This window comes from Amycolatopsis taiwanensis DSM 45107 (assembly GCF_000519205.1).
In the GTDB taxonomy this organism is placed as follows: Bacteria; Actinomycetota; Actinomycetes; order Mycobacteriales; family Pseudonocardiaceae; genus Amycolatopsis_E; species Amycolatopsis_E taiwanensis.
Genome location: NZ_JAFB01000023.1, coordinates 141,586 through 153,781, shown reverse-complemented (window position 1 = coordinate 153,781; position 12,196 = coordinate 141,586). Strand labels below are relative to the sequence as shown.

Annotated in this window: 15 protein-coding genes and 1 pseudogene; 6 read left to right on the top strand and 10 right to left on the bottom strand. The window is 67.1% G+C overall.

All coding sequences use genetic code 11. From position 1 onward, the window contains the following. Positions 1–12: 12 nt before the first annotated feature. The gene (locus A3CU_RS0118730) at positions 13–489 is read left to right on the top strand and encodes a GNAT family N-acetyltransferase (protein ID WP_211246456.1); all 477 of its coding nucleotides are present in this window, start codon (positions 13–15) and stop codon (positions 487–489) included. A gap of 292 nt (positions 490–781) precedes the next feature. Here A3CU_RS0118730 and A3CU_RS0118725 read toward each other — a convergent pair whose 3' ends face one another. Together A3CU_RS0118725 and A3CU_RS0118720 are read right to left on the bottom strand one after the other, a co-directional pair. After that, positions 782–1,324: a P-loop nucleotide/nucleoside kinase family protein gene (locus A3CU_RS0118725; RefSeq protein WP_043841578.1), complete on the bottom strand. Its 543-nt coding sequence runs from the start codon at positions 1,322–1,324 to the stop codon at positions 782–784. Positions 1,325–1,593: 269 nt separating this feature from the next. Next, positions 1,594–2,532, bottom strand: coding sequence for an NHL repeat-containing protein (locus tag A3CU_RS0118720; RefSeq protein WP_027943608.1), 939 nt, complete (start codon positions 2,530–2,532; stop codon positions 1,594–1,596). 259 nt (positions 2,533–2,791) lie between these two features. On the opposite strand from A3CU_RS0118720, the gene A3CU_RS51140 reads away from it, so the two are divergent. Then, on the top strand, positions 2,792–2,980 hold the full coding sequence (locus A3CU_RS51140) for an aromatic-ring hydroxylase C-terminal domain-containing protein (RefSeq protein ID WP_084143356.1): 189 nt from the start codon (positions 2,792–2,794) through the stop codon (positions 2,978–2,980). Positions 2,981–2,987: 7 nt separating this feature from the next. Here the strand turns inward: A3CU_RS51140 and A3CU_RS0118715 are convergent, their stop codons facing one another. Continuing rightward, a complete protein-coding gene (locus A3CU_RS0118715) occupies positions 2,988–3,644 on the bottom strand; it encodes an Lrp/AsnC family transcriptional regulator (protein WP_483756957.1) in 657 nt (218 codons plus the stop codon). On the opposite strand from A3CU_RS0118715, the gene A3CU_RS0118710 reads away from it, so the two are divergent. Then, a complete protein-coding gene (locus A3CU_RS0118710; RefSeq protein ID WP_027943606.1) occupies positions 3,558–4,448 on the top strand; it encodes an EamA family transporter in 891 nt (296 codons plus the stop codon). The genes A3CU_RS0118715 and A3CU_RS0118710 overlap by 87 nt on opposite strands. Positions 4,449–4,751: 303 nt before the next feature. Here A3CU_RS0118710 and A3CU_RS0118700 read toward each other — a convergent pair whose 3' ends face one another. From A3CU_RS0118700 to A3CU_RS0118690, 5 genes and pseudogenes are all read right to left on the bottom strand, one after another. Continuing rightward, the gene (locus tag A3CU_RS0118700; RefSeq protein ID WP_052371851.1) at positions 4,752–5,246 is read right to left on the bottom strand and encodes a DinB family protein; all 495 of its coding nucleotides are present in this window, start codon (positions 5,244–5,246) and stop codon (positions 4,752–4,754) included. Positions 5,247–5,285: 39 nt separating this feature from the next. After that, positions 5,286–5,600 carry a M55 family metallopeptidase gene (locus tag A3CU_RS54535; protein ID WP_027943604.1) on the bottom strand — a complete coding sequence of 105 codons (315 nt, stop codon included), beginning with the start codon at positions 5,598–5,600 and terminating at the stop codon, positions 5,286–5,288. Beyond that, entirely contained in the window at positions 5,501–5,734 is a 234-nt protein-coding gene (locus A3CU_RS55665) for a M55 family metallopeptidase (RefSeq protein WP_425388265.1), read from the bottom strand. Before A3CU_RS55665 ends, A3CU_RS54535 begins: the two co-directional genes overlap by 100 nt. A gap of 10 nt (positions 5,735–5,744) precedes the next feature. After that, positions 5,745–5,864, bottom strand: a pseudogene (locus A3CU_RS55660) (M55 family metallopeptidase); the annotation flags it as partial. Between the two features lie 145 nt (positions 5,865–6,009). Then, entirely contained in the window at positions 6,010–7,125 is a 1,116-nt protein-coding gene (locus A3CU_RS0118690) for a serine hydrolase domain-containing protein (RefSeq protein ID WP_027943603.1), read from the bottom strand. A 565-nt stretch (positions 7,126–7,690) separates the two neighbouring features. Between A3CU_RS0118690 and A3CU_RS0118685 the strand changes: the two genes are divergently transcribed. Further along, entirely contained in the window at positions 7,691–8,464 is a 774-nt protein-coding gene (locus A3CU_RS0118685; protein WP_027943602.1) for a DUF4158 domain-containing protein, read from the top strand. A gap of 183 nt (positions 8,465–8,647) precedes the next feature. On the opposite strand, the gene A3CU_RS45420 is transcribed toward A3CU_RS0118685, so the two are convergent. Both A3CU_RS45420 and A3CU_RS45415 read right to left on the bottom strand, forming a co-directional pair. Further along, on the bottom strand, positions 8,648–10,255 hold the full coding sequence (locus A3CU_RS45420; RefSeq protein WP_043841575.1) for an FAD-dependent monooxygenase: 1,608 nt from the start codon (positions 10,253–10,255) through the stop codon (positions 8,648–8,650). Further along, on the bottom strand, positions 10,252–10,995 hold the full coding sequence (locus tag A3CU_RS45415; RefSeq protein ID WP_245617188.1) for a TetR/AcrR family transcriptional regulator: 744 nt from the start codon (positions 10,993–10,995) through the stop codon (positions 10,252–10,254). The genes A3CU_RS45420 and A3CU_RS45415 overlap by 4 nt, the downstream gene beginning before the upstream one ends. Before the next feature lie 175 nt (positions 10,996–11,170). Here A3CU_RS45415 and A3CU_RS53960 point away from each other — a divergent pair, with 175 nt between their 5' ends. Both A3CU_RS53960 and A3CU_RS53955 read left to right on the top strand, forming a co-directional pair. Beyond that, the gene (locus A3CU_RS53960; protein WP_211246455.1) at positions 11,171–11,596 is read left to right on the top strand and encodes a hypothetical protein; all 426 of its coding nucleotides are present in this window, start codon (positions 11,171–11,173) and stop codon (positions 11,594–11,596) included. Between the two features lie 59 nt (positions 11,597–11,655). Beyond that, the gene (locus A3CU_RS53955; protein WP_211246454.1) at positions 11,656–12,057 is read left to right on the top strand and encodes a site-specific integrase; all 402 of its coding nucleotides are present in this window, start codon (positions 11,656–11,658) and stop codon (positions 12,055–12,057) included. Positions 12,058–12,196: the final 139 nt, after the last annotated feature.

Here is a 12,196-nt window from a genome sequence, read left to right as displayed (position 1 = left end):
GGGAGGTGCGTCGTGACGTCGCCAGACGTGCATTTACGGGAGATCACCGACGAGAATCGGGACGCGGTCTGTGCGCTGCGTGTCGAAGCAGGGCAGGATGACTTCGTCGCCTCGGTGGCCACCTCGCTCGACGACGCGGCCGAGGAGCCTGAATCCAATCCCTGGTATCGGGCCGTGTATTCCGGCGACGAGCCGGTCGGTTTCGTGATGCTCCGCTGGAACGTGCCGCCCGGTACACCCGGCGCCATCGGGCGGTACTTCCTGTGGCGGTTTCTGATCGACAGACGCTACCAGCGGCGCGGGATCGGGCGAGCAGTGCTGACGCAGATCATCGACCGCATCCGGGCGGAGGGTGGTACCGAACTGTTCACCAGTTACGAGCCCGGAGAGGGCGAGCCTTGGCCGTTCTACCAGCGGTTCGGTTTCGAGCCGACCGGCGAGATCGACGACGGTGAAATCATCCTGCGGCTCGCCCTGTCCGGCCGGTGAATCCCAGTTGTATCCCGTCCCCTTTTCCCTCGCCGCAGATGTTGCGGAACTTCGACATCCGACGCCGGCGAACTCACCGCCCGTTTGACCAGCAACCACAACACCTTGGACCTCGCCCAGCAGGGCCGTTCGGGTGGTCGTTTCCCCGGCGGCATCTCGATGCGACCGGGGCCATGGCCACGTCGCCGGGATCGGCAGCAAGCGCGAAAGGCACGCCGGGGCCGGGTAGGAACCACGCCCACTCGGAGCCCTGGCACCACCACGACGACTTACCGCAGCCTGGCTCCGGCGATCACGTTTCATCAACCCGCAGGCGCAGGCCGTGTGTGGCGGCGGCGCGGTCGATGATGGTGGTGGTATGCCAGCCGCGCGGGCCCACGCGCACGACGGCGCGCGCCCGTGGCAGCCGCCGAACGTGGCGGATGAACGAACCCCGCCGCAGTACCCGTCCACGGGCGCGCTGACCGGCCATGGCCTCCGTAGGTGAGCACTCCACCCACACGAAATGCCGCGCCCGTCCAGCGATCTGGCCCACCACCCGAAGCCACGTCCGGGTCGCGGCGCCGGTCGCCGGGTCGTGCACCACCACCGGGCCCGGCTCGCGCAGCACGCGCCAAGTCGCGCACAGCCGGTGCAGGATGTGCACCAGCGGTCGGTAGCGCGAGTACGGCGTGCCCTGCGGCATCAGCGCACGGATCCGGTCTCGCATCTGGTCCGAATCCACCACCGTGAACGGCACGTCCGCCTCGGTGCACCGCAGCAGCGTGCTCTTGCCCGAACCGGGCAGTCCTGCGACAACCACCAGTGCCCTCGGCTCGATCGTCACCCGCCGCATACCCGGCCAACGAACCACTCAGGTAGCACGTTCCACATATAACGCCTGAATCGGGCCTCAGCCTCGGCAAGACCACTTCCGTCCGTGGTTTGCACGGGGCCAGTGGAAGACTTGGCAATTCCCAGCAAAGTGCTGGGCGCGCCGAAATCATGGCAGCAGCGTGGAGTTCGTGGCGCCTAGTGCGGCTCAGTCTCGGATGATCCGGGGCCGATCGAACGTCGAGCTTCGCGCCGCGGTCATCTGGTGACTAATTCCAGGGTCCCGCGTTCTCAGAACCTGTCGATGGCTACCGCGTTGTACGGCGTGGTCGGCGTCGGTGGAGTGGTGAACCGCGCGTTGGTCAGATAGAAGCGAGTGCCGAACTCGGCGACCGTGGCCGGTACGTCGAAGCCGGAATCGGTGCGCCGCTCCAGCACTCGCGCCTTGCTGCCGTCCCGGGTGAGTTGGAGCTTGGCGACTTGGTTCGACCGGTTCTGCACGACGTACAAAAGCGTGCCCTCGCGTAGCTGACCATCGTTGTTCGGCAACGACTCGCCGGCAAGGTCGACCTCCGTGGCGACGCCGGTCGCGGGATCGATGCGGAACAGTTTTCCGGTGTTGGACTGCCCGGCCAGCAACGCGCTGCCGTCCGGCGTGGTTACGATCCCGTTGAGGTTGGTGGCACCGGGCACCACCTGCAGATCGCCGCTCAGCGGGAGGTGCACCACCTGATTCGGCGCGGGCAGTTCGCCGTGCAGACCGAGCGGGAGCTTGTACAGCACCGCTTGCGCGGAATCGGTGAACCACACCGCTTGCGAGGTCAACACCACATCGTTGACAAAGGTGTCCTGGGTGCGGAACTGGTAGCTGGCCAGTACCGCACCGGTTCGCATGTCGATCACCCGGGCATTGCCGCCGGTGCCGCCCGCGACGAACAGCCGGCCATGGGCGGTGTCCACCTTGATCCCGAGCGAGGGTGTGCCCGGGCCGTCCGACAACACGTGACCCATGCCGGTGCGCAGATCGATCTGGAAGATCCGGCCGTCCGCGCGGGAACCCAGGTAAGCCGTCGGCCAGGCACCGATCGCGATTCCCTCGGGCTGGAAGCCTGCCGGGAGCGGCAGGTCTGTTGGAAATATCTGATTGGGGGCAGGAGCCGCGGACGCGGGGACCGCCGGCACCAAGCCGATCGCAAGCAGGGACGTAACCAAACCCAGAACGCGCCTCATCCGTGTCCTCCGACCGTGGCCGCGTCTTCCCGTTTTGTCCTTTGTGCATACCAGACACCTGCGTGAAGTTCGTGTTAGCGATCGCCTGGTTTTCGAAGTTCCACAGCGGGTGATCGCGCGAATGCCGAGGTCGTTGCGGTCGGTTCAATTGAAGAGGATTTTGAAGAGTTATACAGCCGATGCCTTCGAGTAATCACGTAGCTGAAGAACCGGACAGGATGAACGAGATCTCGCGATCACAAGCCGGTGCCCTGCCTTGTTGAGAAAGCACTATCTGAAGGCGCTGGATCGCCGCAAGCCCAGAAAGCGCCCGGGGCTGCGCGCACCGCATGTCTGGCTGGACCGGGCCGGGACAAAGGTGTCCACATTCGACTTGTTCACCGGTGCGTTCACCGTTCTGGTCGCTCCAGACGGCGGAGACTGGGCTGCGTGGGCATGGCTTGGCTGAGCGCGCGCTATCGCTTGTCCAGCATGGGAACGGGCAGCGGCCGCCGCGGCACCGGCTCGGACACGACGATCGAGGTGGTCGTCTGCCCGAACATGAGAAACCGGTCGAGCACCTCCTCGAGCTGGCTGATCGACGGCCCGTGCACCTTGAGCAGGAAGCAATCCTCGCCGGTGATCCGGAAGCACTCGACCACCTGCGGCGTGTCCCGTGCCGCTGCCACGATCTTGGGGAGTTGGCCGGGTCCGGGCCGGATGCGCACCAGCGCGGTCACCGGCATGCCGAGGGCGGCCGGGTCGACCTCCATCCGGAAGCCGGTGATCACGCCGATCCGTTCCAGGCGCTGCACCCGCTCGGTGACCGCGGGCGCCGACATGCCGACGCGACGGGCGAGTTCGGACATGGACAGCCGCGGATCACTGTGCAGCTCGTTGAGCAGCCGTACGTTCACCTCGTCGAGCAGCCGCGATCGCTCGGTGAAGGAATTTCGGCCATTTGGCCTTGATTCTCCAGACAATTCAAGCCAGCTTCCTGGATAATGCCATTCTGGCTGCGGACATTGCTTTGGAAGATACTCCGCATGACGACACCATCCGGGGTCACTCCACGGCAACCGACGCCAAGGGTGCCGGCACCGGCCTACTTCGGCATCAGCGCGATCTTCCACTACCTCGGACCGGCCTTCGCCGTGTTGCTGTTCGCCCGCGTGGACGTGCTCGGCGTGGTCTGGCTGCGGATCGCCAGCGCCGCGGTGGTGTTCGCGGTGTGGCGCAGGCCGTGGCGGCAGGTCCGGCGCCTCGAGCCGGAGCAGCGGCGGGTGCTGCTCGGGCTCGGGGTGGTGCTCGCGGCCATGAACACGACGTTCTACCTGGCCATCGCGCGGCTGCCGCTGGCAACCGTCGGGGCGATCGAGTTCCTCGGCACGATCGTTCTCGCCGCGATCGGTCTGCAGAACGGCCGCAACGTGATCGCCCTCGTCCTCGCCGTGGGTGGCGTGGTCGCGTTGACCGACATCCAGTTCGTCGGTGAGCCGTTCGGGTTCGTCTTCGCATTCGCCAACTGCGCACTGTTCATGCTCTACGTGGTTCTCAGCCACCGGATCGCCAACACCGGCGCCGGGCTTTCCGGGATCGACCAACTCGGCGCCGCGATGCTGATCGCCGCAGTGGTCGCGACACCGTTCTGCATCGGCGCCGCAGCCCCGGCCTTCACCAGCCCGGCAGCGCTGCTGGCCGCGGTAAGCGTGGGCATCTGCTCGTCGGTCATCCCGTACGTGACCGACCAACTTGCCATGGCCCGGTTACGCCGGAACACCTTCGCGCTGATGCTGAGCATCCTGCCCGCGGTCGCGACGGTGATCGGGACCGTGGTGCTCACCCAGGTCCCCACCATCCAGGAGTTGATTGGCATCGCGCTGATCGTCGGGGGTGTCTCGGTCCACCAAGAACCGCGGGAAAACAGGGAGAACTGATGGAACACATCCGGTTGGGCACATCGGGCCGCACCGTGTCCCGCAGCTGCCTCGACATGATGAGCTACGTCAGTCCCGGCTCGTGAGCGTGAATGCTCGGCAAGGACGCCGCCGATTGGCCAGACTCCCTCATCGCGGCAGGTGCGGACGTTCGTGCTTGGACATGTCGACTCTGCGTTCGGTCGGACGCTGTGCCGATCCCGGCGAGGCCAATTCCTTTACAGCAGAGGCGGCGATCACAGGCGGTGGGGGCTCGCGTGATTGGCCGGTCGGTATGATCGCACCTGATTTACCGCACTCGCCTCACCGCCCGATCGAGCCGTCGATCTGCTCGCGCAGGATGTCCGCGTGACCGGCGTGCCGGGCCGTCTCCTCGATCATGTGGACCAGCACCCAGCGCATCGACGGCGGCGGAGTCTCGCGCAGCGAGCGGGCGCCGGGACGGTCCAGGTCGGTGCAGGCGAGGGCGACTTCGTTGGCTTGGGCGATCGCCTCGCGATAGGCGTCCGCCAAGCCCGACGCGGTGTCGTCGGCGGACACCGCAGCCTCGTCCTCCCAGCGCTCGCGGTCGGCGCCGGTGTAGGCCCAGACAAACCAGTTGAGTTCGACGGCCGTCAGGTGTTTGAGCAGCTGGAGCAGGCTGGTCCCGGAAGGGACGCCGGCCGTGCGGACCGCCGGCTCCGCGACGCCGGCCGCCTTCGCGAGGACGGACTCGCGCAGGTAGTCCAGGAAGGTCAGCAGCGTGGTCTTCTCGTCGGCGTTCAGGCTGGGGGGCCGAAGATCGGGGCGGGGTTCCATAGTCGTCATGACGGAACCGTAGATGATCGATTCAGGCCGTCAGTGGTCGTATGCAGTCAGCGATCGCATGACGGGTTGCCCGTTGTGCTCGTTGTGCCAAATAGCGGCTGCGATTCGAATTCGCGCATCGAAACGCAGCGAGCGGACGGATTCCCGGTTGGCCAGCGCGTCCGGCACCGCTTGTTGGATCCGGTCGCGGGCTTCGTCGGGATGCAGCAGTGCGGCCGAGCGGGCGCCCAAAGCGGTTTTGACCACTACGCAGCGCATGCCCGGGGCCACCTCGGCTGCTTCGGTGACGATGGTGTCGTCGCCGACGAACAGCACCGCGTCTGCGTCGTCGGCCAGTCCCGCCATTTGACCGAAGGTTTGGGTGTGCCGCGCAGCAGTTCGGCACGTCGGTCCAGCGCTTCGGGCAGAAGATTCCGGAAATCGGCGTGGGCCTCGGTGACCAGCACCTGTGCATCGGCGTCGTAGGCATAGACGCCGATGCACGGCGGCGTTGGCTTCCGCGGTCAACTGTCCGCGGTAACGTTCGTATTCGCGATGGCCGGGCCGAATATCGTCGGGATGAACTACTGACGCGATGCCTTCCATATCGACCGAGATGAGCGCCTGCATCGCACATCACGCCTTTCCGGCTCTCTCATGTTCATCACACGAGGCAAGCGCCACCCTAGCCTTCCCATCACAACGTGATCGTTCTGCTGCTCAGCAAGCCTTTCAGGAAGGGGCCCGGGCATCGGCGGTATGGATGATCCCGCTGTTAGTCGGCGAGCGCGGCCTTGACGAGCGTTTGGATGTACGGGAAATCATTGCCGGTCCCCGTCGGATTCAGGGAGTACACCACGCGGTGTCGGAGGTCGCGAGTGGCGAAAACCCCGTTGTCCCAGCCGGGGCGGGAACCGGTTTTGCCCCAGGCGTACTCGCCGTTCGGGAGCGCGTAGCGCATGAGCCCGCCAACGCTGTAGCAGGCATCTGCGCCGACGCAGTTGGTGTTGTCGGCGCCGTTTGAGACGTTCGGAACCTCGAACACCAGCTTCTGCTGGGCGGGCGGGAGGAGGCGGCCCTGGAACAGCGCGGTGAGGAAGCGGTCCAGATCGGCAGCGGTGGAGATCATGCCTCCCTCGGCCCACGGGTACGGGCTCTGCTCGGTCACGTTCTGCCCGTCCACGTACACCTCCGTGTGGGGCGAGGGAATCGCCGGGTCGTCGGCGGCGGGCAGGCTGGTGTGGCTCAGGTGCAGCGGCCGAAGGATCCTGTGCTCCACTTCGGTGGTGAAGGAGTGGCCGGTGACCTTCTGGACGATCAGGCCGAGCACGAAGGAGTTGAGCCCGTTGTACTGCTGCGGCCGCTGCTCGGCGTGGGTTGCGGGCGGCTCACCGGTGGCTGCGGCGAACGAGTCGCGCAAGAAGTCTTCGGGCGTCACGGACTTGAGCTGCCACCCCGGTCCGTCGGCAGGACTCGGAGTCGGTGCGGGCTTGGGCAGGCCGCTCGTGTGGTCGAGGAGCTGATGCACGGTGACGTAGGCGTACGCCTCGGGCAGCACCTCGGGGACGTACTGCCGGGCCGGTGTGTCCAGGCCGATCCGGTGCTCGGCGATGAGCTGGAGGACCACCGTGTTGGTGAACAATTTGGTGACACTGCCGATCCGGACGTAGTCGTCAGCGGTGACCGGGCCAGCGGTGCCGCTCACTCCGTCGTGCCTGATCAGCGCGCCCGCAACGACGTCGTCGGGCAGGTGATCGAGGATGTCCTGGACGGTCGGTGTCGCGGACGCCGGGGAACTGGAAGCAGGCGTGGCGGCGGCCACGGACAAAGCCGCGACGGCAGTGAGAGCCGTCGCCACGGCGAGGGTGGTGACGGCGAGACGGATGCGCATCGAGTTTCTCTCCAACGGCGCTGACAGGACTTGTTGACGGCTTGACAACGTCAACCTTGGTCTGTGCGACTGCCGCTGCCCATCAGTGATCACCCTGACAGGAACCCTGGATTGTCCCTGGGAATGCGATTCTTTACCACTGGCACCGGGCAGGATTCCCAGGAGGTTCTGTCAGTCTGCGACGGGCCGACAGGGTCGAGTAGCTCTGTCCTCATCCCCGGTCTGCGGGCAGATCGGCAGCGTCGACGTCGGTCAGCCACTGGCGTGCTGGGTCATACGTCAGCCACCCGTGGTTCCGAGATATTTCAGTGAGCGTGCGGAGGAAGCTGTGCAGCGCCGGATGGCGATCCCCCGTTCGCCAGACCAGTGACCATGGGGTGAGCGGGATCGGATCGATCGGAATGACCTTTGAGGGGTCGCCGTAGTATCCGCCGAAAATCGGGCGGATATGGCGTAGCGGGCCGGTAGAGCGGGGTTTTCGCGTTCGAAGTGCAGGGGCGGGTGGTTGGTGCTTGGCTTGGCTGCCGGTGAGGGTTGATCGGCGGCATGTCGGAGGTTGGCGTTCGTGGCGACGCGGGTGTTCGCGGACGAGGAGTTGGAGCGTCTGCGGGGGTTCGCGGAGATCAGCCGGGAGGAGTTGTTCCGGTACTTCACGCTGACCCCGGCTGATCTGGCGTTCGTGGATCCGGGCCGTGGCCGGGGTCCGGCGGATCGGTTAGGCCTATCGGTCGCGTTGTGCACGCTGCCCTGGCTGGGGTTCGTGCCGGACCGGTTGACCACGGCTCCGCCGGTGGCGGTGGCCCGCCTCGCGGAACAGCTTCGGGTGGATCCGGTGGAGATCGGCTCGTACGGCAAGCGCGCCAAGACCCGCACCGGGCAGGCGCGGCTGGCCGCCCAGTATCTGGGCCGGCGGCCGGCCGGGCCGCTGGAGTCGAAGGAGCTGGACGAGTTCCTGCTGGCGCGCGCGATGGAACACGATTCCCCGACGCTGCTGTTCCGGTTGGCTTGTGAGTATCTGATCTCAGCACGGGTGATCCGGCCGGGCCCGGTCACGGTGGTGGAACGAGTCGCACATGCGCGTGACCAGGCCCAGACCGAGACCTATGACCGGCTTGCGCATGAGTTCACACCTGCGCGATGCACGGAGCTGGACGCGTTGCTGGTCACCGATCCTTCGCTTGGGGTATCGCGGTTGCGGTGGTTGTCGACCGGTCCGGTCGAAGCATCCGCACAGGCGGTGAAAGCCGAGGTCGAGAAGCTGGGGTTCCTGCGCGGGCTGGGTGCAGATCGGCTGGATTTGTCGGTACTGCCCCGGAGGATCGCGTGCACAATTCGGTGACCGCGGCGGTGGTGCCGATGCCATCGCTGTGCCAGCGGGCGCAAGCGGTGAAGACCGCGCGTACCGCCTCGGTGTCGAGGGTTTTGCCCGCGTAACCGTGGTTGATCGCATGGGCGTAGCGTGCGGTCAACTCCTGAATCTCGGCGAGGTCCTCCAGGCGGGTCAGGCGCTGGTCGAGCGTGCTCATGACAGGGTCGCCGCCGAGGGTCGGCGGGTCGTGTCGTCGACCTGTGCGAGGGCCTGGATCAGCGCCGCGGCAGGGTTTTCGGGGACCGTGACCGCACGCCAGGCGATGTAGCCGTCGGGGCGAACCAGCGAGGCCCCGGTGCCGGAGAGTCCGTAGGCGGTGTCGAAGACGTCCGATTCCATTGTTTTGACATCGGTGCCGATCTCGACGAACCCGACCGCGACATCGAGCTGCTGGGAGGCGGTGGCGGCGGCCGCGCGCCAACGGGCGTCCTCGGACACCACGACCCATTCATGGCCGAACAGGTCCAGGGTCGAGCTGCTGTCGGAATCGGTGAGGGCCAGGTGCGGGGCGCGGGTTCCGGGCTGACCGGCCCATTCGTCGGGACGCTGCGCGCGCGGCAGCTCGGGACCGGCGCCGATCACGGCATCGGAGCGGTAGAGCTGGCCGAGTTCGATGGCGGCGTCGTCGAGCACCGGCACGTCGGTGGTGGGGGCCGTCAGGTAGGCCTTGTAGTCGGCGCGGGCGAAGAGCTGATCGTGGCGCAGGTCAGCGATCGGGCGGCGTTCGGCGTCGTAGGTGTTCAGCAGCGCCGGGCGGGATTCACCCGAGAGCACCGCGGCGAGTTTCCAGGCCAGGTTGTGCACGTCGTCGATACCGGTGTTGGCGCCGAAACCGCCACGGTTGGGCGGCAATTGGTGGGCGGCGTCGCCGGCCAGGAACACCCGGCCGTCGGAGAAGCGGTCGGCGATCAGCCCAGCCAGGTCCCAGCGGCCGGTGGTCACCAACTCGATGGGGATGTCGGTGCGGCCGATCGCCTTCTGCACCACCTGGATCTGCTCGTCGGTGTCGCGGTCGATGTCGTCGCTGAGCATCAGCACCCACCGCCCGTCGGAGTAGGTGGTCAGGAATGCCGTCAGGTCGGGTTGCTCGATCTCGAACTGGACCACGCCGTGCTTCAGGTACTCATCCAGGGGCGCACGGAATAGGATGCTGCGCTGCACCGACAGCGGCCCCGCGCCGTGGCGGCCGATGCCCAGCGTCTGGCGCACGACGCTGGTCGCGCCGTCCGCGGCGACCATGTACTGGGCGCGCAGGTGATATTCGTGGCCGTCGTCGCGGTGACGAAGTGTGGCGGTCACGCCGTCGTCGTCCTGTGCGAAGTCGAGCAGTTCGGTGCCCGGTCGCAGGTCCGCGCCAAGCTCGACCGCTCGCTCCCGCAGGAGGGGTTCGAGCCGGTCCTGGGTGATCGCGATCGCGTGTACCGGCGAGTCCTCCGCGCCGTAGGCGCCCTTCCCGCCCGGCGTCCACGGGTACTCCTCGAGCCACCGGCCGGTCAGGCTCTCCACCCGTGCCCGCCGCGGTGGCTTCATGCCCTGCAGCGAGGGCGGAACCTCGACCCCGACCTGCCGGAAGTGCTCCACCGTGCGGGTGGTGAAGCCGATCGCCCGCGGATGCGGCGAGCTGCCGCGATGCTTGTCGACGACCACGACGGGCACGCCCCGCCAAGCCAGGAACACCGCTGCGGACAGACCGACCAGGCTGCCGCCGATGATGAGGACAGGGATCGGGTCGGGGGTGGTGGTTTCGTTGACGGTGTTCATGATCGTTCTCCTTCGCTGGTGTTGATTTCGGATGGTGAAGCCGGAGCCGGAGCCGGCACCGGTAGCGCGGTGGCCAGGATCCCGTTGAGCAGGACCGACAGGGCCCAGCGCATGCGGGTGGTGCCGGTCCCGGACAGCAGCAGCTGTCCCAGGTCGCGGATCTGCGGGTAGCGCCCCACGTCGGCATTCTCGATTGCAGCGACCAGGACGTCCCATTCGTCGCCGTCACGGGGGTTCTCTCGGCGTGTGGCCTGTTCAGCGCCCGTGGCGGTGGCGACCTGCATCAGCAGATCCACCGCCCAGGCCGCCCTGTCCGCTTCGACGCCGCCCTCACGCAGCAGCGTCACCAGCGCCTCCACCAGGTCGAGATAGCAGGGCCCCGACGGGCGGGTCAGCAGGGCCGACCGGGCCAACGGTGGATACTGCATCAGGACACCGACATAGGAGGACAGGACCGCTTCGAGGCGCTCACGCCAATCCCCGGGTGCGCCGACCGGACCGAGATCGACACTGGCGAGCAACTCGTCCAGCACCGCCGCATGTAGATCGGCCACGTTGCGGAAATACACATACAGCGACGCCGGGCCGGTATCGAGCTCAGTCGCCAGCCGACGCAGAGTCACTTTCTCCAAACCCTCCGACCGCATCACCGCCACCGCAGCGGCGACAACACGATCACGGGCCAACGCGGGCTTGCTGGGGCGCTCCCGGCGACTACGGACAACTCGATGCTCACTCACGAATACGATCGTAACGAACATGTTCGTTACGATCGATATCTTGACGAACATGTTCGCTGTGTGATGGGACACGGAACCCCGCCAGCATCTGCCAACAATCCATTGCCCCGGATAACGGTCTGTTATCCGGGGCATCGTCGGATCCGGCCTGCGGCGATCCCGCCGCGGCGACGACGTGAAGCGCCCCCGTTATCCGGGGCAAGCCAGGAGGTGGTCCGATGGCGGCGACCGTGACCCGGATCCACACCGCCGCGCCCGCACCCTGCGCGGATCCGCCGAGGCATTCCTGGACACCATCGGGCCCGGCAACACCCGCCGGGCCTACGGCATCGCGGTCGTCAAGACCGTCGACCAGCTCGACGGCCGCGATCCGGACGGACTGCCCGGCCCCAGCCGGTCCCTGGGCTCTGTCACCGACGACGAGATCGGCGCAGCACTCGAATCTCTCTGGGGCCAGGCTGCGGTCAACACCTGGAACGCGCGCCGCGCCGCCGTCGCGAAATGGCTGTCCTGGTGCCGCGAACAAGGCTGGGACGCACCGCAGGTCCCGGCTTCGGCCACGCGATCGACCCCGCCGGAATCCGAGGCACCAGTGCGCTAGGCGCCAAACCCCGCACCCGCCGCCGCGGCGCCACCCACCACGAACACGTCCTGGAAACCGTGTACTGGGACGCCGGCACCGCCCGCCTACTGCCCCGGCTGCTTCGCGGTCGCACCCACGGTCCGGTCTTCGTGACCCACCGCCGCCCCGGGCCGGGCAAATACGTCGCCGACCGCGACTTGTGCCCCGACACCGGACTCGCACGGCTGTCCTACGACCAGTCCCGTGATCTGCTCGACGCCGCGACCGCCACCAGCGGGCCCGGCACCGGCTGGGACCTGCATGAACTCCGGCACTCCGGCCTGACACACCTCGGCGAATCCGGCGCGAGCCTGCTCGAACTGATGGCCAAGTCACGACACCGCAAGGCCGAGGACCTACGCCGCTACTTCAAACCCTCACCCCAGGCCATGCGCGAACTGACCAGTTTCATCGGCCCCGGCGCTTCCCGCACCCATTGACCAGCAGCTACGCCATATCCGCCCGATTTTCGGCCGATACCACGGCGACCTCCTTGAGCCCGGCGTCAGGGGGAAGTTGAACGGTGTGCGAAACCGGCGGCCTCGGGCGGCCCGGCGGTGGCCCACCAGAGCCCGTACG

Bases quoted from the DNA above. Each gene is read 5' to 3' on its own strand.
- A3CU_RS45420 (WP_043841575.1), bottom strand. From the start codon at position 10,255: ATGAACACCGTCAACGAAACCACCACCCCCGACCCGATCCCTGTCCTC.
- A3CU_RS0118720 (WP_027943608.1), bottom strand. From the start codon at position 2,532: ATGAGGCGCGTTCTGGGTTTGGTTACGTCCCTGCTTGCGATCGGCTTG.
- A3CU_RS0118725 (WP_043841578.1), bottom strand. From the start codon at position 1,324: ATGCGGCGGGTGACGATCGAGCCGAGGGCACTGGTGGTTGTCGCAGGA.
- A3CU_RS0118700 (WP_052371851.1), bottom strand. From the start codon at position 5,246: ATGGAACCCCGCCCCGATCTTCGGCCCCCCAGCCTGAACGCCGACGAG.
- A3CU_RS0118710 (WP_027943606.1), top strand. From the start codon at position 3,558: ATGACGACACCATCCGGGGTCACTCCACGGCAACCGACGCCAAGGGTG.
- A3CU_RS0118690 (WP_027943603.1), bottom strand. From the start codon at position 7,125: ATGCGCATCCGTCTCGCCGTCACCACCCTCGCCGTGGCGACGGCTCTC.
- A3CU_RS54535 (WP_027943604.1), bottom strand. From the start codon at position 5,600: ATGGCGGGACTGGCCGACGACGCAGACGCGGTGCTGTTCGTCGGCGAC.